Annotated in this window: 19 protein-coding genes; 6 read left to right on the top strand and 13 right to left on the bottom strand. The window is 59.4% G+C overall.

Features of this window, described 5'->3' with window-relative positions; all coding sequences use genetic code 11:
- From KGB23_RS26330 to pcaR, 8 genes are all read right to left on the bottom strand, one after another.
- A complete protein-coding gene (locus tag KGB23_RS26330) occupies positions 1–1305 on the bottom strand; it encodes an MFS family transporter (RefSeq protein WP_223433150.1) in 1305 nt (434 codons plus the stop codon).
- A 190-nt stretch (positions 1306–1495) separates the two neighbouring features.
- Entirely contained in the window at positions 1496–2062 is a 567-nt protein-coding gene (gene pcaG / locus KGB23_RS26325; protein WP_033060947.1) for a protocatechuate 3,4-dioxygenase subunit alpha, read from the bottom strand.
- Between the two features lies 1 nt (position 2063).
- The gene (pcaH, locus tag KGB23_RS26320; RefSeq protein WP_223433149.1) at positions 2064–2768 is read right to left on the bottom strand and encodes a protocatechuate 3,4-dioxygenase subunit beta; all 705 of its coding nucleotides are present in this window, start codon (positions 2766–2768) and stop codon (positions 2064–2066) included.
- A 37-nt stretch (positions 2769–2805) separates the two neighbouring features.
- Complete coding sequence (gene pcaF / locus KGB23_RS26315) at positions 2806–4011, bottom strand: 3-oxoadipyl-CoA thiolase (protein ID WP_191623471.1); 1206 nt, start codon at positions 4009–4011, stop codon at positions 2806–2808.
- On the bottom strand, positions 4008–4790 hold the full coding sequence (locus KGB23_RS26310; RefSeq protein WP_223433167.1) for a CoA-transferase subunit beta: 783 nt from the start codon (positions 4788–4790) through the stop codon (positions 4008–4010). Before KGB23_RS26310 ends, pcaF begins: the two co-directional genes overlap by 4 nt.
- On the bottom strand, positions 4787–5644 hold the full coding sequence (locus KGB23_RS26305; protein WP_123719760.1) for a CoA transferase subunit A: 858 nt from the start codon (positions 5642–5644) through the stop codon (positions 4787–4789). The genes KGB23_RS26310 and KGB23_RS26305 overlap by 4 nt, the downstream gene beginning before the upstream one ends.
- 173 nt (positions 5645–5817) lie before the next feature.
- Complete coding sequence (locus tag KGB23_RS26300; protein WP_111450928.1) at positions 5818–7164, bottom strand: MFS transporter; 1347 nt, start codon at positions 7162–7164, stop codon at positions 5818–5820.
- Positions 7165–7305: 141 nt separating this feature from the next.
- Positions 7306–8148: a pca regulon transcriptional regulator PcaR gene (gene pcaR, locus KGB23_RS26295; RefSeq protein ID WP_008147316.1), complete on the bottom strand. Its 843-nt coding sequence runs from the start codon at positions 8146–8148 to the stop codon at positions 7306–7308.
- A 493-nt stretch (positions 8149–8641) separates the two neighbouring features.
- Between pcaR and KGB23_RS30180 the strand changes: the two genes are divergently transcribed.
- The 3 genes from KGB23_RS30180 to KGB23_RS26285 all read left to right on the top strand — a co-directional run bounded on the left by KGB23_RS30180 (position 8642) and on the right by KGB23_RS26285 (position 10870).
- Positions 8642–8770 carry a hypothetical protein gene (locus tag KGB23_RS30180; protein ID WP_263288751.1) on the top strand — a complete coding sequence of 43 codons (129 nt, stop codon included), beginning with the start codon at positions 8642–8644 and terminating at the stop codon, positions 8768–8770.
- Positions 8771–8817: 47 nt separating this feature from the next.
- Positions 8818–9018, top strand: a complete 201-nt coding sequence (locus tag KGB23_RS26290) for a hypothetical protein (RefSeq protein ID WP_007935837.1) — start codon at positions 8818–8820, stop codon at positions 9016–9018.
- 376 nt (positions 9019–9394) lie between these two features.
- A complete protein-coding gene (locus KGB23_RS26285) occupies positions 9395–10870 on the top strand; it encodes an inorganic phosphate transporter (protein WP_223433148.1) in 1476 nt (491 codons plus the stop codon).
- Between the two features lie 171 nt (positions 10871–11041).
- Here KGB23_RS26285 and ccoM read toward each other — a convergent pair whose 3' ends face one another.
- The 3 genes from ccoM to KGB23_RS26275 form a co-directional block, all read right to left on the bottom strand.
- Complete coding sequence (ccoM, locus tag KGB23_RS30280; RefSeq protein ID WP_010462558.1) at positions 11042–11155, bottom strand: cytochrome c oxidase subunit CcoM; 114 nt, start codon at positions 11153–11155, stop codon at positions 11042–11044.
- A 143-nt stretch (positions 11156–11298) separates the two neighbouring features.
- Entirely contained in the window at positions 11299–11460 is a 162-nt protein-coding gene (locus KGB23_RS26280) for a hypothetical protein (RefSeq protein ID WP_095128014.1), read from the bottom strand.
- Between the two features lie 100 nt (positions 11461–11560).
- Positions 11561–11902 carry an aspartate-semialdehyde dehydrogenase gene (locus KGB23_RS26275; protein WP_095128015.1) on the bottom strand — a complete coding sequence of 114 codons (342 nt, stop codon included), beginning with the start codon at positions 11900–11902 and terminating at the stop codon, positions 11561–11563.
- A gap of 218 nt (positions 11903–12120) precedes the next feature.
- On the opposite strand from KGB23_RS26275, the gene rapA reads away from it, so the two are divergent.
- Positions 12121–14967, top strand: coding sequence for an RNA polymerase-associated protein RapA (rapA, locus tag KGB23_RS26270; RefSeq protein ID WP_223433147.1), 2847 nt, complete (start codon positions 12121–12123; stop codon positions 14965–14967).
- Positions 14968–15162: 195 nt separating this feature from the next.
- Here the strand turns inward: rapA and KGB23_RS26265 are convergent, their stop codons facing one another.
- A complete protein-coding gene (locus KGB23_RS26265; RefSeq protein WP_223433146.1) occupies positions 15163–16512 on the bottom strand; it encodes a spinster family MFS transporter in 1350 nt (449 codons plus the stop codon).
- 288 nt (positions 16513–16800) lie between these two features.
- Here KGB23_RS26265 and KGB23_RS26260 point away from each other — a divergent pair, with 288 nt between their 5' ends.
- Positions 16801–19083: a putative bifunctional diguanylate cyclase/phosphodiesterase gene (locus KGB23_RS26260; protein ID WP_223433145.1), complete on the top strand. Its 2283-nt coding sequence runs from the start codon at positions 16801–16803 to the stop codon at positions 19081–19083.
- Here the strand turns inward: KGB23_RS26260 and KGB23_RS26255 are convergent.
- Positions 18974–19870, bottom strand: a complete 897-nt coding sequence (locus tag KGB23_RS26255) for an NAD(P)-dependent oxidoreductase (RefSeq protein ID WP_223433144.1) — start codon at positions 19868–19870, stop codon at positions 18974–18976. The two genes, KGB23_RS26260 and KGB23_RS26255, sit on opposite strands and share 110 nt — an antisense overlap.
- A 198-nt stretch (positions 19871–20068) precedes the next feature.
- Here KGB23_RS26255 and KGB23_RS26250 point away from each other — a divergent pair, with 198 nt between their 5' ends.
- Entirely contained in the window at positions 20069–22264 is a 2196-nt protein-coding gene (locus KGB23_RS26250) for a hypothetical protein (protein ID WP_223433143.1), read from the top strand.
- Positions 22265–22430: the final 166 nt, after the last annotated feature.

The following is a 22430-nucleotide window of genomic DNA, read 5'->3' as shown; positions in this document are numbered from 1 at the left end:
TCAAAGGTCGCTTTCCAAATACTTCGCCTGTTTCGGCAAGCGCAGGCTGAACAGGAACGCCACCGCCATCATCACCGTCACGTACCAGTAGAAGGAGTTTTCCATGCCCCCGGCCTTGAGGCTCAGAGCCACATATTCCGCCGAACCACCGAAGATTGCATTCGCCACCGCATACGCCAGGCCGACGCCCAAGGCGCGCACCTCCGGCGGGAACATTTCGGCTTTTACCAGGCCGCTGATGGAGGTGTAAAAACTGACGATCGCCAGCGCCACGGTAATCAGCACGAAGGCCAGGAACGGACTGCTGACGCTTTTCAGGCTCAGCAGGATCGGCACGGTGAACAACGTCCCCAGTGCGCCGAACCACAACATCGAGTTACGTCGGCCGATCTTGTCCGCGAGCATGCCGAACAGCGGCTGCATGCACATATAAAGGAACAGTGCGCCGGTCATGATGTAGCTGGCGGTCTTGGCGTGCATGCCGGCGGTGTTCACCAGGTACTTCTGCATGTACGTGGTGAAGGTGTAGAAAATCAGCGAGCCACCGGCGGTGTAACCGAGCACGGTAATGAACGCAGCCTTGTGGTCGCGGAACAGCGCACGGATGCTGCCGGCGTCCTTGTTTTCGCGCATTTCCTTGCTGGTGGTTTCCTTCAGCGAACGACGCAGGAACAGCGAAATCAACGCCGCCGCCGCACCGACGACAAACGGGATCCGCCAGCCATAGGCGCGCAAATCATCCTCAGTGAGGAACTGTTGCAAGACCACCACCAGCGACACCGCCAGCAGTTGCCCACCAATCAGCGTCACGTACTGGAACGAGGCGAAGAAACCGCGCTGGCCCTTGAGGGCCACTTCACTCATATAGGTCGCGGTGGTGCCGTACTCACCGCCCACCGACAGGCCCTGCAACAAGCGGGCGAACAGCAGCATGATCGGCGCCCAGACGCCGATGTCCTTGTAGGTCGGCAGGCAAGCGATGAGCAACGAGCCGAAGCACATCATCAGAATCGAGATCAACATCGAATTCTTGCGCCCGTGCTTGTCCGCCAGCCGGCCGAAGATCCAACCGCCGATGGGCCGCATCAGGAACCCAGCGGCGAATACGCCAGCCGTATTCACAAGCTGCACGGTCGGGTTATCGGACGGGAAAAAGGCAGGGGCGAAATAGATCGCGCAGAAGGCGTAGACGTAGAAGTCGAACCATTCGACGAGGTTGCCGGACGAGGCGCCGACTATCGCGAAGATCCTTTTGCTGCGTTCTTCGCCGGTGTAGAGCGCCGTAGTAGCAGTGTTAGTTGTCATTGTTTTTCACTCAATGGGGACTGTGAGAGTCTAGACATACTTTGCAACAGTCCCGTTCCACAGATAGATCAGTAACGCGATCCCTGTGGGAGCGGGCTTGCTCGCGAAGGCGTCGTGTCAGTCGATATCAATGCTGCCTGATACACCGCCTTCGCGAGCAAGCCCGCTCCCACAGGTGAAGGGTGTTCACTCAATAATCAAAGAACACCGTCTCGGCATCGGTGCCCTGCAGGATCACATTCCACTGGTACACACCGGACGCATCCTTCTTCGCCAGCAAGGTGCTACGGCGTTCAGCCGGCACACATTCCAGCAGCGGATCCGCCACGTTGGCCGGTTCGCCATCAAAGTAAATCCGCGTCAGCAAGTGCTTCACCAACCCGCGAGCAAACACCAGCACCACCAGATGCGGCGCCTGAGTCGTGCCTTTCAAGCCTTCCACCGTGCCCGGCTTGATCGTGGTGAAACGGAAGCGCCCTTCTGCATCCACCGGCACCCGGCCAAACCCTTCGAAGTTCGGGTCCAGGGGTTTGTCCTGATCGTCTTCGGGGTGGTCGTACTTGCCGGCGGCGTTGGCTTGCCAGACTTCCAGCATCGCGTCGTTGACGACGTCGCCGTTGCCATCGATGACTTGCCCGGTGATCGCCACGCGCTCGCCCAGGGTTTGTTCGACGGTCAGGTCTTCGCGGTTCAGCCAGGTCAGGCCGATGTGGTAATACGGCCCGACGGTGTGGGACGTGGTCGCGTTCAGCGTCATCTTATTTCTCCATCGGCGTGGCTTCGCGGCCGCGCAAGACGATGTCCCAGCGATAACCGAGGGCATAGGAAGGGATGGTTTTTTCCAGGTCGAAACTGGCGATCAAACGCTCTTTGGCGCTGGTATCGGGTACGCAGTTGTAGATCGGGTCGTAGGCCAGCAACGGATCGCCCGGGAAATACATCTGCGTGACCAGGCGCGTCAGGATGCTCGGCCCGAACAGTGAGAAATGGATGTGCGCCGGGCGCCACGCATTGTGGTGGTTGCCCCACGGATAGGCGCCGGGTTTGATGGTCTGGAACTGGTACCAGCCATCGGCGTCGGTCACGGTCCGGCCGGTACCGGTGAAGTTCGGGTCCAGCGGTGCGTCGTGCAGGTCGCGATCATGGTTGTAGCGACCGGCGGCGTTGGCCTGCCAGATCTCCACCAGAATACCTGGCACCGGCAAGCCATCTTCATCCAGCACGCGGCCGTGAATGATGATGCGCTCACCCAGTGGCTCGCCCTTGTGCTGGGCGGTCAGGTCGTTGTCCTTCTCGTGCACACGCTCGGCACCGATGGTCGGACCGGTAATTTCCGACAGCGAATGGGGCAAAAACACCAACGGCTTGGACGGCGAGCGACGGTTGGTGGATTGATAGGCCGGGTGCAGGTATTCCGGCTGGGTGCCCTCTTGCGGGCGGCGGTAACCAGGCTTGTCAGTCATGAAGCATTCCTCAGTTCTTATTCATCAACGCTGCGCGTCAGACCCGTTCGATCGCCAAGGCCAGACCCTGGCCCACGCCGACGCACATGGTCGCCAGACCTTTCTTGCCACCGGTCTTTTCCAGCTGATGCAGCGCGGTCAGTACCAGACGCGCGCCACTCATGCCCAACGGATGGCCCAAGGCAATGGCGCCACCGTTCGGGTTGACCTGGGCCGCGTCGTCTGCCAGTCCCAGTTCACGCAGCACCGCCAAGCCTTGGCTGGCGAACGCTTCGTTGAGTTCGATCACGTCGAAATCGCTGACGGCCAGGCCGAGGCGCTCGGTCAGTTTGCGCACCGCCGGCACCGGGCCGATGCCCATTACACGCGGTGCGACACCGGCACTGGACATGCCCAGTACTTTGGCGCGAGCCGTCAGGCCGTGCTTTTTCACGGCGTCGCCGGAGGCCAGAATCAACGCCGCCGCACCGTCGTTCACCCCGGAAGCATTGCCGGCGGTCACGGTTTTGTCGGGACCGTTGACCGGTTTCAGTTTGGCCAGGGTTTCCAGGGTGGTGTCGGCGCGAGGATGCTCATCCTGGCTGACGACACTTTCACCCTTCTTGTGGGCAATGCGCACTTCAACGATTTCTTCGGCGAAAAATCCTGCGGCTTGCGCGGCGGCTGTCCGTTGCTGACTGCGCAGTGCGAAAGCGTCCTGATCCTCGCGGGAAACTTCGTAATCGTCAGCCACGTTGTCGGCCGTCTGCGGCATCGCATCCACGCCGTATTGGGCTTTCATCAACGGGTTGATGAAACGCCAGCCGATGGTGGTGTCTTCCAGCTTCATGTTGCGCGAGAACGCCGCATCAGCCTTGCCCATCACGAACGGCGCGCGGGACATCGACTCGACGCCGCCAGCAATCGCCAGCTCCATCTCGCCACTGGCGATGGCGCGGAAGGCGGTGCCGATGGCGTCCATACCCGAGGCGCAGAGGCGATTGAGGGTCACGCCCGGAATGGTTTCCGGCAGACCCGCCAGCAACAGCGCCATGCGCGCCACGTTGCGGTTGTCTTCGCCGGCCTGGTTGGCGCAACCGAGGAACACCTCGTCCACCGCGTTCCAGTCTACCGACGGGTTGCGCTCCATCAGCGCCTTGATCGGCACGGCGGCCAGGTCGTCGGCGCGAACCGCCGACAGACCACCGCCGAAACGGCCGATGGGGGTGCGAATCGCGTCGCAGATATAAACGTCACGCATCAGGCTTCTCCGGGTGCTTGGCCGTGGGCCGCGGCAGTGCGGGCTTCCAGATCCCTGAGTGCCTTCAGTTCGACATCCGTTGGCTCGGCTGTGTTTTCAACATTTTCTGCAAAACGAACAGCCCAACCGGTAGCCGCGGTCACTTGTTCACGGGTCACGCCTGGGTGCAGCGCGGTGACCACGAATTCATGGGTGCCGACTTCCGGTTCCATGATGCACAGGTCAGTGATGATGCCGACCGGACCGGCGCCCGGCAGGCCAAGACGCTTGCGCGAATCACCGCCCTCGCCATGGCCGACCGAGGTAATGAAGTCGAGTTTGTCGACAAAGGAACGCGCCGACTGCTTGAGGATGATCAGCACGCTTTTCGCCGAGCCAGCGATCTCCGGCGCACCGCCGGCACCCGGCAGGCGGACTTTCGGCGCGTGGTAATCGCCAACAACCGTGGTGTTGATATTGCCGAAGCGGTCGACTTGCGCGGCGCCGAGGAAACCGACGTCGATGCGCCCGCCCTGCAACCAGTAGCGAAAAATCTCACCGGTCGGGACGACGGTGTCGGCGGTTTCCGCCAGTTCACCGTCACCGATCGACAGCGGCAGTACGCTCGGCTTGGCACCGATCGGACCCGATTCGTAGATAAGGACTACATCCGGCGAGGAAGTCAGACGCGCCAGGTTGGCGGCTTTCGACGGCAGGCCGATGCCGACGAAGCACACCGAACCGTTTTTCAGACGGCGGGCAGCGGCAACGGTCATCATTTCATTGGTGGTGTAAGTCATTATTTGGCCTCCGAAGCAGCGGCCAGTTTGGCCTGGAACTCGCTGAAGTCAGCGCAGCCGTGGATGTACTCGTTGATCCACGCGGTGAAGGTTTCACGGTCGCGGGCAATCGGGTCCCAAGCCTGGTAGAAACGGTTATCACGCTCGTTGTAGCCGTGAGCGTAGGACGGATGCGCACCGCCGGGAACGTGGCAGACAGCGCTCAACGCCCAAGTCGGCAGAACGCAGGAGTTCATCGGTGCATTGAGGTCGTCGACGATTTCTTCGACAGTAACGATGCAGCGCTTGGCGGCCAGTGCCGCTTCTTTCTGCACGCCGAGAATGCCCCACAGCAGCACGTTGCCTTTGCGGTCGGCTTTCTGTGCGTGAATCACGGTGATGTCCGGACGCACCGAAGGCACGGCCGCCAATACTTCACCGGTGAATGGGCAGGTGACAGTTTTGATCAGCGGGTTGACCTTCGGCAGGTCGGAGCCGGCGTAAGCACGCAGTACCGCGAACGGTAGGCCGGAAGCGCCAGCGACGTAGGCATTGGCCAGGTCGGCATGGCTGTGTTCTTCGATTTCCAGCGCGTGTGGCCACTGCCTCTCGACGGCGTCACGCAGGCGGTGCAGCGAACCGACGCCCGGGTTACCGCCCCAAGAGAAAATCAGCTTGCGAGCACAACCGGCGCCGATCAACTGGTCGTAGATCAGGTCAGGCGTCATCCGCACCAGGGTCAGGTCTTTCTTGCCCTGGCGAATGATTTCGTGACCCGCCGCCGTAGGGATCAGGTGAGTGAAGCCTTCGAGCGCGACCGTATCGCCGTCGTTAACGAATTGCTTCACCGCGTCGTGCAGCGAAAGGATTTCAGCCATGGGGCAGGCTCCCGTTTTGTTATGAACCGACAGTGGAAGAAAAAGGCGCGATGCGCAGCGCCGGAATGACTGAAGAGTAAGCCCCTGAAAATCGTCAAACAATCCGATAATCGACTGAGTGTTCGTTTATCGAACAGATTGTTATCTGCCTACCGATCCTCTGAACCCTGGATTCAGGTCGCATCCGCATGACTGACCATGCCTTTGATCACCACCGCCGTGGTCGCCAATGCCGCTGGAATCACCAGCGCTGTCAGCACCTGCTCGAAGTTCCAGCCCAGCCCCAGTAACGTTGCGCCCATCCACGCACCAAGGATCGCGCCAAAGCGGCCAATCCCGAGCATCCACGACACCCCGGTCGCCCGCCCCTGCGTCGGATAAAACCGCGCCGCCAGTGAAGGCATCGCCGATTGCGCACCGTTGACGCACATCCCGGCCACCAGCACCAACGTCGCCAATAGCGTGATGTTGCCCAGGCTCTGCCCTACCGCGTAGGCAAACACCCCGGCGAATAGATAGAAAATGCCGATAACCTTGTGCGGATTGAATCGGTCCATCGCCCAGCCCACGCCCACCGCGCTCAATACCCCGCCAAACTGGAACAACGCGCCGATGAACGCCGCCTGCTCCATGCTCGCGCCACTGTCACGCATCAGCGTCGGCAGCCAACTGGTCAGCAGATAAACGATCACCAGCCCCATGAAATAGGTCAGCCACAGCAACAAGGTGCCGGTGCTGTAAGTGCCGGAGAAGATCACCGCGAACACGTTGCGGGCCTTCACGGTTTTCTGTTCCGGCACGCTGAAGCTGGAAGCCTGGGCGACGACGGTTGGGTCGATGGGCGCCAGGGTCTTGCGCACTTTGTCAGTGCCGCGATTGCGGACGACGAGGTAGCGCGCCGATTCCGGCAGCCAGAACAGCAATACGACGGCGAGGATCAGCGGCAAAATCCCGCCGATCATCAGCAGACTGTGCCAGCCAAACGCCGGGATCAGTTTGGCGGAAATGAAACCGCCGCCCGCCATGCCGAGGTTGAAACCGCAGAACATGCTGGTCACCAGCAGGGATTTCTTGCGCTCCGGGGTGTATTCGGACAGCAGCGTCGTGGCGTTCGGCATGCCGGCGCCAAGGCCCAGGCCAGTGAGGAATCGCAGCACCAGCAGCTGATCGACGTTGGTGCTGTAAGCCGAAGCCAGGCTGAACGCGCCAAACAACAGCACCGCGCCCACCAGTACGATTTTTCGCCCGAAGCGGTCAGCCAATGGGCCAGAACCCAGTGCGCCAAAAACCATGCCGATCAACGCCGCGCTCATCACCGGGCCGAGACTGGCGCGGTCGATGCCCCAATCCTGTGACAGGGCGGGCGCGATGAAACCCATGGCCGCCGTGTCGAGGCCATCGAGGAAAACAATCAGGAAACACAGGATCACCACTCGCCATTGGTAGCGCGAAATGGGTTGAGCATTGATGAAGGACTGCACGTCGAGGCAGTTTCCTACAGCAGACTGGGGCTGGTTCATTATTTTTATTCCACGCAAAGAACGCAGTCGAACAGGTGCCAGCCGAGGCTGGCGCTGCCGCGACATTAGTGATCTTGGGGAAAGAGCGTCAATTCGATAAACGCAAGTCTGTGCGTTTATCGAACAGCTTAGGCAAATGGCTTACGCAAAGAGTTGCGCGCTGAGGTCGCGACTCGCGCTCAGGAGGCCGGGCAGGAAACGTTGTTCCAGCTCGTTGCGGCTGACTCGGCCGGCGTGGGTACTGACGTTTAGCGCCGCGACCACTTGGCCGGAAGCGTCGTACACCGGAACGGCAATCGAGCGCAGGCCTTGTTCCAGTTCCTGATCGACGATGCACCAGCCTTGCTGCCGCACCTCTTGCAGGCATTCGAGCAACGCCTCGGGGGTGTGCAAGGTTCGGCTGGTCTTGGCTTGCAGCTCTGCATGGTCGAGGTACTCGCGCAGTGACGTATCGTCCAGCGCCGCGAGAAGAATCCGCCCCATCGAAGTGCAATAGGCGGGCAGACGACCACCCACCGACAGGTCGACGGAAATCAGTCGCTGGGTGGTGGCCGAACGAGCGATGTACAAGATGTCATCGCCTTCCAGAGTGGCCATGTTGCAGGCTTCATGAAGTTGCTCGCTCATGCGGTCCAGGTAGGGCTGGGCGGAAACCGCCAGCGGCGTCGAGGACACATAGGCATGGCCAAGCGTCAGTACTTTGGGCAGCAGCGAATACGTGCGGCCGTCGGTGGTGGCGTAACCGAGTTTGATCAGCGTGTGCAGGCAACGTCGCACAGCGGCGCGGGGGATTTCCGTGCGGTGACTGATCTGAGCGATGGTGAGATGACGTTTGCGCTCCTGGAACGCTTGCACCACGGCCAGGCCACGGGCCAGGGAGGTCATGAAATCCGGGTCGCCGGTCAGTGCCTGGATCCGCTTGGCGGGCGAGGCAACGATCGGCGGCGCCACTGAAGCGAAGGAATTGCGCATTTGATCGTTCATATAAGGTCCTTTTCCCACACGGTTCAGCGGCTATTACAAGCGGCAGCCGGTCCCTCACACAACCCCGGGCAGCCAAGACTGTTCGATTATCGAACCATCGACCGATAATCGCAATCTGACCAGCCGATTATTGAACGGGCTCGCACCTGTTTTTACACGGGCTCTGACGCAGACTAGAAGTGTCGATGTAATTGTCCTAACTTGTTCGACTTGATGGCGTCAGAAAGGCATCACTGTAACGTCGTGCCGCCGAGCGACCTAGTTAGCCGTATAAAGTTGCGAGTAACAAAACAATCACACATCAAGACCTACTTTTAACTCTTTGGCGATAGTGTTCTTCGAATCGACCGCTATAATGAAATTCAGTGGTGACCGGTTTTTAATTGCCGATTCCGCCACCCGGTAGCGCGATGTTCCATCGCCGTTGCCCGCAACAAACGCGTGACACTCACTTCATATGCTTCGCCAAGGTGTTCGCTGAAACAGGAAACTGATGCTACGTCAGCTGTTTATCTCTGGTGTCGTGGCCGCCTGCAACATGGAAGTAATTGATCGCAACGCCGTAAAAAATGATGCCTTTGCGGGCCTTGTCCTTTCGGCGAGCGTGGTCAAATACATTTGATGCAGCGCGTTTCACCAGAATTTATCTCAACTCAATCAGGTAGCACTGTGACGAAAGACGAACTGCGCGCGGAACTTGAGCGCCAGGAACAACGTTACAAGGAAGTTTACGGCGGGGAAGTCACCACCTACGCCGCTCAGCCCGAACCGGAACGCAAACCCTGGCGTAAACGCGCCACCGTTCAGGATCAGGCTTTCACTCAAGAATTGCAAAAAATGGAAAAGGAACTCAAAGCCGAAGAGCCATAAGCCCTCGGCCTGAATCCTTTCAAGGGTCTGCGTCTGCACCCGTTAAAAACGGGATGTATCGATGATGCCTTTCGCGCCCGCTACGAGCGGGCAGCGGCCACCTCACCCACCGGATGAGGCAAATGGCTCATGTCTGGCCCTCTTTTCAGATATTTCACACAAGCGTTAAAACCTCTTGGTCCTACGAGAGGACGCCTTGTGGTTGCGGCCTTTTCAAAGAAATTCAATGACTTGCAAAACCCAGTAAAAACCTGGGGTTTTGGCTGCTGCCACAAATTAATTCGTTGAAGAATGTTACCGATGAGCAGCAAGTGCATTGATTAGCAGTCTTTTCTGGCATAATCGCGCCCCCTTACGACCGGGTCAGAAAACCTTCATGATCGATTTATTCAGCGGACTAGATGCTTGGGTGCTTGTGAGCCTCTTGCTCGCCCTGGCCTTTGTCCTCGCCTTCGAGTTCATCAACGGCTTTCATGACACCGCTAACGCGGTGGCCACTGTTATCTACACCAAAGCCATGCCGCCCCATCTGGCGGTGTTCTTTTCCGGTGTGTTCAACTTTCTTGGCGTGCTGCTGGGCGGTGTCGGCGTGGCGTATGCCATCGTCCACCTGCTGCCGGTAGAGCTGTTGATCAATGTGAACACCGGTCACGGGCTGGCCATGGTGTTCTCGCTGCTCGCCGCCGCCATCACCTGGAACCTGGGCACCTGGTACTTCGGTATCCCGGCTTCCAGCTCCCATACGCTGATCGGGTCGATCCTCGGTGTCGGCCTTGCCAACGCCTTGATCAACGAAATTCCGTTGGCTGATGGCGTGAACTGGCAGAAAGCGATCGATATCGGTGCGTCCCTGGTGTTCTCGCCAATGGCGGGCTTCCTGGTCGCCGCTCTGATATTGATCGGCCTTAAATGGTGGCGTCCACTGTCGAAGATGCACAAGACACCGGAACAGCGCCGCAAGATCGATGACAAGAAACACCCGCCGTTCTGGAACCGCCTGGTGCTGGTCATTTCGGCCATGGCCGTGAGCTTCGTGCACGGCTCCAATGATGGCCAGAAAGGTATCGGCCTGATCATGCTGGTGCTGATCGGCATCGTTCCGGCGCAGTTCGTACTCGACCTGGGCAGCACAACCTACCAGATCGAACGGACTCGCGACGCGACCCTGCACCTGAGCCAGTTCTACAAGCGCAATGCCGATACGCTGGGTGAATTCCTGGCCCTGGGCAAAAGCGTGGAAGGCGACCTGCCGGAGAAATTCCGTTGCAATCCGCAACAGACCGAACCGACCATCACCGCCCTGCTCGGCACCCTTAAAGGTGTAGCGGACTACCACACGCTGCCGGCGGAAAGCCGCATCGAAGTGCGTCGCTACCTGCTCTGCCTGGACGACACGGCGAAGAAAGTCAGCAAGCTTCCTGGTCTCGCGGCCCGTGAAAAGGCTGACCTGGACAAGCTGCGCAAAGACCTGACCACGACCACCGAATACGCCCCGTTCTGGGTGATTCTGGCGGTCGCCCTGGCCCTCGGCCTGGGTACCATGGTGGGCTGGAAGCGCGTGGTTCTGACCATCGGCGAGAAGATCGGCAAACAGGGCATGACTTACTCCCAAGGCATGTCGGCACAGATCACTACCGCGAGCCTGATCGGCATGGCCAACATCTTCAGCCTGCCGGTTTCCACCACCCACGTCCTGTCCTCGGGCGTGGCCGGCACCATGGTCGCCAATAAAAGCGGCCTGCAAGGTGGCACCGTCAAAACCATCCTGCTGGCCTGGGTCCTGACCCTGCCAGCCACAGTAGCCCTGTCGGCCGGCCTGTTCTGGTTGGCGTCGAAGGCGCTGGGCAGCTGATACATCGCTGCAACGAAAAAGGCGCGTTCCGTGAGGTTCGCGCCTTTTTTATTGCCGAGTATTCATGCTGAACCGGTGGGGCTTTATTTTCAGTTAGATATTCGCAGGCAAAAAAAAAGGGCAACCGAAGTTGCCCAAAATGCCTTGCGTGCTCATTGCTTCCAGAAAGACCTACGGTTTGCGCTTATGCGAATCCTTCCAGATAAAAAATCCAAACCCTGCAAAAAACAGAACCATGAGGCCGACTGTCAGCACTCCGGCGATCACCACGTTGTCGAAAAACATGACTGGCCTCCTGCACTTGCCTTGTTGCGATGGGGCTAAGTTAACCAATCAGGCAGGAGAAAGAATTGACCGGGATCAATGTCGCCCGAGACTGGGCGTAAAGGAGGGGAATAACTGACCTGCATCAACCAATGCAGGGTGTTTCAACGCTTTTTCGGTTTGTTCTTCGGCTTCTTCTTCGCTTTACCCAGTGGCATGGCGTGCTCGAACGCCTGGCGTACTTCGTTCAGGCGCTTTTCATTAAGGTCATGAACCCGCTTGGCGCGTTCGGCGTTGAGGTCAATCAGCTTGTCGTCTTGGCTCATGGTGCTCAGTGCATCGCTTGGAATGAAATTCAGTTGCCGTGTCTGCAGGCAAGGATGTGCCAATAATGCGGTCTGACGGCAGCGCTGACCAGCCGTGACCTCAAATCTGGATATCGACCCACAAACCCTGACGTGGCTGATCTTCCATCAATGGCGCCACCGGCACGGTATTGTCGGCGTTGAGCTCGTCACCAGGAATCGCCAAGTGTTCTTCAGGATCTTCATCGGCTTCGCGGCGGCGCCTTTGCTGTTCCTGCTTGCGGCGCTGTTCCTCGCGCAGCTGAAATGCCGCCTCTTCCGGATCGCGCTGTTGCAGATCTATGGTGCTTTCGTTGGAGCTTTCCTGCACCGGCACCACGGGAGGAATATCCGGCCGCTGGCGAATCGGATCCTGCTGTGAGGTGATTGGCACGGCACTCAAGGGGAGCATCGGTGGCAGCATAATTATTAGTCTCCTGTCAGCAGGCTGTCGGCTGCGGGGATGGCGACTTGAGCCATCGGTCGCAAACTGTGACCCGTTTGGCACGAATAGGTGCCCCGACCTGCAAGCGCTGCATCGCTGTACTAACGTAAGACTTCGGGTTTTTATGAGAGTCCTTTGGCCCTGAAGCCCTCATTCCGTTAAGATAGCCCGCTTTTTCAAGGTGGGAGTCAGGCAGCATGGCGCAGCAGTATCAACCGGGGCAACGCTGGATCAGTGACAGCGAAGCCGAGCTGGGTTTAGGCACCGTTCTGGCACAGGACGGCCGCTTGTTGACCGTGCTCTACCCGGCCACTGGCGAGACTCGCCAGTACGCGCTACGGAATGCGCCCCTCACCCGCGTGCGGTTTTCGCCGGGTGACTCGATCACTCACTTCGAAGGCTGGAAACTGACCGTACAAGAAGTCGACGACGTCGACGGCCTGCTGGTTTACCACGGCCTCAACGGGCATAACGAAGTGGTTACCTTGCCGGAAACCCAACTGTCGAACTTCATTCAGTTCCGTCTGGCCAGCGATCGTTTGTTCGCCGGGCAGATCGACCCGCTGGCCTGGTTCTCCCTGCGATACAACACCCTGGAACACACCAGCCGCCAATTGCAGTCCGCGCTTTGGGGCCTCGGTGGCGTGCGTGCGCAACCGATCGCGCACCAGCTGCACATCGCCCGTGAAGTCGCCGACCGCATTGCACCGCGAGTTCTGCTGGCGGACGAAGTGGGCCTGGGCAAAACCATCGAAGCCGGTCTGGTGATCCATCGCCAACTGCTCTCGGGCCGCGCCAACCGCGTGCTGATCCTGGTTCCGGAGAACCTGCAGCACCAGTGGCTGGTCGAGATGCGCCGCCGCTTCAACCTGCAAGTCGCGCTGTTCGACGAAGAACGCTTCATCGAAAGCGATGCCGCCAACCCGTTCGAAGACACCCAGCTCGCGCTGGTTGCACTCGAGTGGCTGGTGGAAGACGAGAAAGCCCAGGACGCACTGTTCGCCGCCGGTTGGGACCTGATGGTCGTCGACGAAGCGCACCACCTGGTGTGGCATGAAGACAAGGCTAGCCCTGAGTATTCGCTGGTCGAGCAACTGGCCGAAGTCATTCCCGGCGTCCTGCTGCTGACCGCGACCCCGGAACAACTGGGTCAGGACAGCCACTTTGCGCGTCTGCGCCTGCTCGATCCGAACCGTTTCCATGACCTGCACGCCTTCCGCGCCGAGAGCGAAAACTATCGCCCGGTGGCCGAAGCTGTTCAGGAGCTGCTGGACAAGGGACGCCTGTCGCCTGAAGCACACAAGACCATCCACGGTTTCCTCGGCAACGAAGGCGAAGCGCTGCTGGCCGCCGTCAACGATGGCGACATCGAGGCCAGCGCCCGCCTGGTCCGTGAACTGCTTGACCGCCACGGCACCGGCCGCGTGCTGTTCCGCAACACCCGCGCCGCCGTGCAAGGTTTCCCGGAGCGCAAACTGCACCCGTACCCGCTGCCGTGCCCGGACGAATACCTCGAACTGCCATTGGGCGATCACGCCGAGCTGTACCCGGAAGTCAGCTTCCAGGCCCAGCCGGACGCCAACGAAGAAGAACGCTGGTGGAAATTCGACCCGCGCGTCGAGTGGCTGATCGATCAGCTGAAGATGCTCAAGCGCACCAAAGTGCTGGTGATCTGCGCTCACGCTGAAACCGCCATGGACCTGGAAGACGCACTGCGCGTGCGTTCCGGCATCCCGGCCACGGTCTTCCACGAAGGCATGAACATCCTCGAGCGTGACCGCGCCGCAGCCTACTTCGCCGACGAAGAATTTGGCGCGCAAGTGCTGATCTGCTCGGAAATCGGCAGTGAAGGTCGTAACTTCCAGTTCTCGCACCACTTGGTGCTGTTCGATCTGCCGTCGCACCCGGACCTGCTGGAGCAGCGTATCGGTCGTCTGGACCGGATTGGCCAGAAGCACATCATCGAACTGCACGTGCCGTACCTGGAAACCAGCCCGCAAGAGCGCCTGTTCCAGTGGTACCACGAAGCGCTGAATGCGTTCCTCAACACCTGCCCGACCGGTAACGCCTTGCAGCATCAGTTCGGCCCGCGCCTGCTGCCGCTGCTGGAAAATGCCGACGACGGCGAGTGGCAAGCGCTGATCGACGAAGCCCGCGCCGAGCGCGAACGCCTGGAAGCCGAGTTGCACACTGGCCGCGACCGCTTGCTGGAGCTCAACTCCGGCGGCGCTGGCGAAGGTGATGCGCTGGTCGAGGACATCCTCGAGCAAGACGATCAGTTCGCCCTGCCGATCTACATGGAAACCCTGTTCGACGCCTTCGGCATCGACAGCGAAGACCATTCGGAAAACGCGCTGATCCTCAAGCCGAGCGAAAAAATGCTCGACGCCAGCTTCCCGCTGGGCGACGACGAAGGCGTGACCATCACGTACGACCGCAACCAGGCGCTGTCTCGCGAAGACATGCAGTTCATCACCTGGGAACACCCGATGGTGCAAGGCGGCATGGACCTGGTCTTGTCCGGTTCCATGGGCAACACCGCCGTGGCGCTGATCAAGAACAAGGCGCTGAAACCTGGCACCGTGTTGTTGGAACTGCTCTACGTCAGTGAAGTGGTTGCCCCGCGCTCGCTGCAATTGGGCCGTTACCTGCCGCCGGCCGCCCTGCGCTGCCTGCTCGACGCCAACGGTAATGACCTGTCGGCCCGGGTGTCGTTCGAAACCCTTAACGATCAGCTGGAAAGCGTGCCGCGTGCCAGCGCCAACAAGTTCATCCAGGCCCAGCGCGATCAGCTGACGCCACGGATCAACGCCGGCGAAGAGAAAATCTTCCCGCGTCACGCCGAGCGCGTGGCTGAGGCGCAGCGTCGTCTGGCCGCCGACACCGACGAAGAACTGGCGCGCCTGACTGCCTTGCAAGCGGTCAACCCGACCGTGCGTGACAGCGAACTGGTTGCCCTGCGCAAGCAACGCGAGCAAGGCCTGGCCATGCTCGACAAGGCTGCGCTGCGACTGGAAGCGATTCGGGTGTTGGTGGCGGGTTAACTCCCCCTGCTCTGCCCCGCTAAAACAAAAGGCCCGCAGCGATGCGGGCCTTTTTTATGACATTCAACACAGAACAATGTGGCGAGGGAGCTTGCTCCCGTTGGGGCGCGAAGCGGCCCTAAAATCTAAGGCCACGACTGCTTCGCAGCCGAACGGGAGCAAGCTCCCTCGCCACAGGTTTTGCGCTCTCTCCTCTTATGCGGTGACCGCAGGAATCTGTGGCTCAACCACCGCCACCAACCCTTCCTTCATCCGCTTGGCATCGCGCACAAAACACCGCGAAGCCAGGAACAGAAACACCATGGTGAAAAACAGCGCCACCGGGATCAAATACATCGCGTCGTGCAAGCCGACAGCCTTGAACGCCTCGGTCATCTGTTCAGCACCGGCCGAGAGCATCGCCGTATGCGCAAAGTGGTCGGACAATGCGCCCACCACCACCGGCCCCAAACCACCACCCAGCAAATACAACCCGGCAAAGAACAGCGCCATGGCCGTAGCCCGCAAGCGCGGCTCGACTACGTCCTGAATGGCGGTGTAAACGCAGGTGTAAAAGTTGTAGGCAAACAACCAGCCCACACTGAACACCGCCACAAACACGCCGATCTCGATCCGCCCGGAATGCAGCGCCCAAGCCGTACACACCGTCGAGATGATCAAGCTGAACGCGGCAAACAGCAGTCGCCCATTGGCCACCCGCTGGTGAATCTTGTCCGCCACCCAACCGCCCAGTGTCAGGCCGAACAACCCGGTCACGCCGACGATCACCCCGGTCGCCACCGCCGCTTCCTGCAACGGCATCAGGAAATAGCGCTGCAGCATCGGCACCAGAAACGAGTTGCAGGCATACGTGGCAAAGTTGAAGCACAGCCCCGCCATCACCAGCCACAGGAAAGTCGGCACCGCCAGCACCCGACGGATTGGCCGGTCTACGCGCTCCTGCGAGACTTGCACACTCTCTGCGGCGCCGCGTTTAGGTTCCTTGATGAAGAACATGAAGATCGCCAGGATCAGCCCCGGCACTGCCGCGATAAAGAACGGCGCGCGCCAGCTGTCGAAGGCCTTGACCATGGCGCCGATGGTGAAGAACGCCAACAGCAACCCCAGCGGCAGGCCGAGCATGAAGATACCCATCGCCCGCGCCCGGCGGTGGGCCGGGAACAGGTCGCCGATCAGCGAGTTGGCGGCCGGTGCGTAACTGGCTTCACCGATGCCGATGCCCATGCGCACGATCAGGAAAGCCCAGAAACTCCCCACCAGTCCGTTGACTGCTGTCAGCCCGCTCCACGCCGCCAGGCCCCAGCCCATCAATTTGCTGCGTGAACCGGTATCGGCCATCCGTCCCAGAGGCAGGCCGGCAATGGCATAAACGAGGGTGAATGCGGTACCGATGATCCCCAGCTGAAAGTCGCTGAGGTGCCATTCCATGCGGATCGGTTCGATGATGATGGCTGGAATGGTGCGGTCGAAGAAGTTGAACAGGTTGGCCAGGAACAGCAGGAACAGAATGCGCCAGGCATTCGCCGCTTGGGTCGAGTTCTGCATGGGTCCGTCTCTTTTATTGTTATTGGGGCTTCACTGCCAACGCATCCGAGCCCGGAACCTGCAATCTAGTCAGGCCCGCCAGAGCTGTCTGTCATTATTTGTAAAGCTGATATCCGCCCATGGAAGATGTCGCAGCTGATACACCATTTATTTCCAAACGCTCTAACGCTCATTCCAAAATGGTTAGGGCCGATGTGCCACTATCGTTTGCACTCTAAACATGCCTTCTATACTCCAAAGCATTCGCCAGCGTTCATGGCGCCAGCCAGGATGACAATGGGGCATGCTATGGAGTGGCTTGGTTTGCATTTCATTACCGAGCTGCCGGCGAGCGGCCAGGTAATACTCAACTGCACACATGACCCTTTTCTGGTACTGCTGGCCTATTTGGTCGCCTGTGTCGGCAGCTTTGCCACATTGGACATGGCCGAACGGGTCGGTCACGTGGAAAAACCCGCCTCGCAGTGGCTCTGGCGCTGGGTCGGCGCCAGTTGTCTGGCAGGCGGGATCTGGGCCATGCACTTCATCGGCATGCTAGCGTTTCAGGCGCCGATCGACATTCAATATGAATTACCCATCACCCTCCTTTCTCTGTTGATCGCCCTGCTCGCCTCGTGGCTGGCCATGCATGCTCTCAGTCATCCCCGCCTGAGTTTTTGGCAATATCTCCAGGCTTCGATTTGCATCGGTCTGGGCATCGCCACCATGCATTACGTGGGCATGAGCGCCATGCGTTCGAGTGCAATGGCCTATTACCAACCCACGCTGTTCGCCCTCTCCATTGCGATCGCCATCGGTGCCAGCCTTGCAGCCCTGCTGATATCAAGTCATCTGCGCGACGGCACCGGTCTGTTCCATCAACTGCTCAAATACATCGCCAGCCTGGTACTCGGGGCCGGTATCGTCAGCATGCACTTCACCGGCATGGCAGCGCTCAATCTGGTGCTGCCCGCCGACAGCCTTCAGCCGCTACCCGGCGAAAACAATCATCTGCAACTGGGTCTGACGGTGGCGGTCATGACGCTGCTGATCATCGGCAGCAGTATCAGCGCGGCGCTGGCGGACAAGAAGCTGCAAAACAAGGAGCGCGACCTGCAACGGGTCAACGCCCTGCTCAGTCAACTGGACCAGGCGAGGATGTCGTTACAACAAGTGGCGCACTATGACCCCCTGACCAACCTGATCAACCGCCGTGGCTTCAACCAGATCTTCGCCGAGAAGCTCATGGAGAAAACCAACGAAGGCGGCATGCTGGCGGTGTTGTTCCTGGACATCGACCATTTCAAGCGGATCAACGACAGCCTCGGCCATGATGCCGGCGACGAATTGCTAAAAGTATTGGCCAGCCACATCAAGGGCTCGGTGCGCAGCCACGAAGACGTCGTGGCGCGTTTCGGCGGTGACGAATTCTGCATCCTCATCGGCTTGCACGATCGTGAAGAAGCGCGGTACATGGCCCAACGCATCATGCTGAAAATGCAGGAGCCCATCGAGCTGTCCGGGCGACGCATGGTCATGACCACCAGTATCGGCATCAGCTTGTTTCCGGAAGATGGCAAGACCTGTGAAGAGTTGCTGAAAAACGCTGACCTGGCGCTGTATCAGTCCAAGGACACCGGGCGCAATGGCCTGAATTTCTTCAGCGAAGACCTGAAAACCCGCGCAACGCTGGAACTGCAGCTGGAAGAAGAACTGCGCCACGCCCTGCGCGAAAACACCGGGCTGATGCTCTATTACCAACCGATCTACGACCTGAAAACCGGCCAAGTCAGCAAGCTTGAAGCGCTGATCCGCTGGCAACATCCGGTTCACGGACTGCTGGCACCGGACCGGTTCATTGCCATCGCCGAGGCCAACGGCCTAATCGCCGAACTGGACCACTGGGTCCTGCGCAAAGCCTGTGAGGATCTGGGCGAGTTATCGCGTCAGGGTTGCGAAGAACTCCACATCGCCGTGAACTGCTCGCCCCTGAACCTGGCGCGCGAAGAATTGGCCGATGAAATCGAACACGCACTGCGGCGTGCCGGAGTGGCGCCGCAACGGCTGGAACTGGAAGTGACCGAGAACGCGTTGATGGGCAACATCGCCAACACGGCGGTGTTGCTGCGCCAGATTCGCGCCCTCGGCGTTTCGCTGTCGATTGACGACTTCGGCACCGGTTATTCCTCTCTGGCCTACCTCAAACGGCTGCCACTCAACACGCTGAAGATCGACCGCTCGTTCATCCAGGACATTCCCAAGGCCACCCAGGACATGGAAATAGTTCAAGCGATCATCGTCATGGCCCACACGCTGCATTTGCAGGTGGTGACCGAAGGCGTCGAAACCCTTGAGCAATACGAGTTTCTGGCGCGTAACGGCTGCGACTTCGTGCAGGGCTACCTGCTCAGTCGTCCGGTACCGCTGGCGCAATTGCGTCCCGTTCTGAGCGAAATCAACCAGCGCAAGCACCCGCACACTGTCAGCCCGTTGAGTCTGGCTCGCGGTACAACTGCACTAGCGTCGACGGATCTTTTTCCAGGAATCCCTGGCTCCCATGCAGTCGCATCAATTGTGCGGCCAGTCCACTGATCGGCGTGGCCGAGCCTTGCTCACGGGAAAACTTCACCGCGGTATCGAGGTCCTTGAGCAGCGTGCGCACATGCCATTTCACCGGTTCGAAACGGCTTTCGGCCATTTGCGGACCCAGGATCTGCAAGGGTTTTGAATCGGCAAACCCGCCTGCCAGAGCCTCGGCGATCAGACTGGCCTGCACCCCGGAACGTTCGGCCAACGCCACCACTTCGGCGATCACCAGCGCGTTACAGGCCACGATCATCTGATTACAAGCCTTGGTCACTTGCCCCGCTCCGACGGCGCCCATGTGGGTCACGCGCTGGCCGAGGCTCAACAGCACAGGCCTGACGCGCTCAAGATCCGCCGTTTCACCGCCCACCATGATCGCCAGGCTACCGGCCTCGGCGCCGACCACTCCGCCGGACACAGGTGCATCCAGCCAGCTCATGCCGGTTTGGCTGACCAGCGCTGTCGCCATTTCCCGCGTCGCGGTAGGTTCCAGGCTGGAAAAATCCACCAGCAGTTGACCGCTTTTCGCACCTTGCGCGATCCCTGCCGCGCCAAACACCACCTCACGCACCACCGACGTATCCGCCAAGCACAACATCACTACGTCGGCGTGCTGGCACAGCTCAGCTGGCGTGGCAACTTGTCGGGCGCCGGCCTCTACCAGCGGCGCGCACTTGGCTGGATTGCGGTTCCACACCGTCAGCGGATAACCCGCTGCCAACAAGCGCTGACACATCGGCAAGCCCATCAGGCCGACCCCGGCAAATCCGAGTGAAGGTAACGCTGCCATCATCTGGCCTCCTTTTGATTAAAGATTGGCGAATATTGGCCGATTCATCATGACTTAGGAAAGGATTCCCCCGAGTGATGCTCAGGCCAAGGCCCTGACGCTTGGGCCAAATACGCGCTGAAAAAAAGACGCGAGATCCCATCCGTGATGGTTCGACGACATCGTGTCGCTCAACCAACCAGCCCAGGTACATGGCGCACAATGACTTCTAAAAACAATCCGGCCCCTGCGATATCCGATCTGACGTTGAGCCCCGCGGCAAACAGCCCCGCACCGTCGAAGCCATTGACGCCATCGCGCCCGTTATCGACTCAGCAATACCTGTACTTCACCGAAACCAATACCGATCGCATCCTCGATAATCTCGACGGCCTGCGCGACATGGTGTTCCCGCGCCCACCGCATCTGGAAGGCGACAGTGAACATCACAGCGATCAGGAATTCCCGTCGGTGTGCCTGATCGGCCTGGGCCGCTGTGGTTCGAACATCGCGCTGGACGTTGCCGAGCTGGTGTACAACGCCCGCAAGTTCTACCTCAATGAATTCAATAACGAAGATCGCCTGTCGCCGGACAAGCGCTTCGCCGAAAAGGGCTACAGCCCGGCACAGTGGATTCGCAACAACCTGCGTCTGGGGCCGAACAAGGCCACCAAACCGGTGTTCCTGGTAGAACCGCTGGTCATGCTCGGCGACTTGGACAAAGACATCGCCGGCCGCATCCGTTTCTCGCGCAAGGGCGAAAAAAGCGGTTTCCTGCGCGACTACAGCAAAATGAAAATCATGGACTTGTCGGAAGTCCACGCCGGTGGCGCCGGTAACGCGCCGATCCTTGGTCAGTACCTGGCCAAGATCATCCTGAACAAGGACACCCAGCGTTTCTCCAGCCCTGACTGGAAGATGATTCACTCGTACCTGATCGACAGCTGCGGGATCAAGGCCAACCAGTCGCGCCTGTACTTCTCGATCTTCAGTGCCGGCGGCGGTACCGGCTCGGGCATGGCCTCGGAATTCGGCCTGGCCCAACAGCACTCGTACATGAACAAGACGTTCGACACCAAGCCGATGGACGAGCACGACGGAAAAAGCGGTCATTCCTTCGTCTTCGAGCCGATCTTCACCAGCGGCATCTGCGTGTTGCCGAACATCTCCGATCACCGCAGCGAAATGTCCGAGGCGCTGCACATCAATGCCGGTCGCCTGCTGTGCAAATACCTGTCGGAAGAGTGGGATTTCTCTTACAACTTCGCCAACGAAGACAGCAGCGAAGCCAGTGTCATGGGCCGTATTCGCCCATGGAACGCCATGATGCTGATCTCCAACGACATCATGCGTTACGCCGAAGAAAGCGATGACGGCAACATCCAGAACATCGACGTCAACGCGATGGAAAAGCACGCTAACCAATACATCTCACAGCAGATCTTCAACATTCTGACGGCGCAGGCGGTGACCACCGACTACGACCAGAACTATTTCCGTCGCGCCGGCATCGACATTGGCGAAACCATTCGCCTCGACGCCAACGACCTGTTCATGAGTCTGGCCGGCCCCGTAGCCATTGCCTACGCAGAGTCCGTGGTGCCGGAAACCCCGCCGCCGAGCAGCGACAAGTTCAAGGTGTTCGAGAAAGAACCGCAGCGCCTGAACATCGACGACCTGTTCTTCCGCTCCATCGACTTGCCGCACTTCAACAAAGTGACCCAGGCGATCGAAGGCATCAGCCTGTTGCCGATCGAATCCAAGCGCTATCGCGCCTCGCTGGAGCAGTACAAGAATTCGGGGTATGACGCGGCCGCCTTGCACGACCTGCACTTCTTCAAGAACTGCTCGTCGGTGGTGTCGATTGTTTCGTTGCCGAAGGACTACAAGCTGTCCTACATGGACCTGAACCGGCTGAAGACCCACCTCAACAGCCTGTTCCCGAACACCACGCTCAAGCGTTATGCGCTGGTCATCGGCGCCTCGGCCAACCTGTCGCTGACCACCCTGATCGCCAAGAGCCCGTGCCTGTCGGACGACTTCCTGACGCTGATCGTGGCCTTCATCAAGCGTTGCTTCGCGAAAAACCCGTACCGCTTTGACGAGACCCTGGATAACTCGATCCTGGACTTCATCATTAATGAAGAGTTCGACGAGGACCGGATCGACGAACTGCTGAATGAGTTCGAGAACCCGGCGAAGATCCTCGACACCAACTGGTACGCGATCAAACCGATGTACGAGAAGAAGTACCGCGAGCTGATCAACGACAAAGACAAGTTCGTCTCGATCAATGACATTCGTCTGTCTCGGGATTGCGTGAAGAAGGCGATCAAGTACTTGCGCGAGATTTATCGTCACCGGATTGGCAAGACCAAGGTTATTTCGCTGAACAACCATACCGGCAAGACTGCCTGAGACCGGCTCAGCACCGCGTCGCACCAATCGCGAGCAGGCTGTAGTGGTTCAGTTTTTTTGAACCGCTCTGTAGGAGCATTAAGCCGCTTGCTGCTCAAACAGCGCAGGCGGCAGGTGGTTCGAAGCGGAATGGCAACGGCGATGGTTGTAATGTGAGATGAAGCCC

Origin of the sequence: Pseudomonas sp. GL-B-26, assembly GCF_019947405.1 — a bacterium.
Taxonomy (GTDB): Bacteria; Pseudomonadota; Gammaproteobacteria; order Pseudomonadales; family Pseudomonadaceae; genus Aquipseudomonas.
This window is presented reverse-complemented; position numbering and strand designations above follow the sequence as displayed.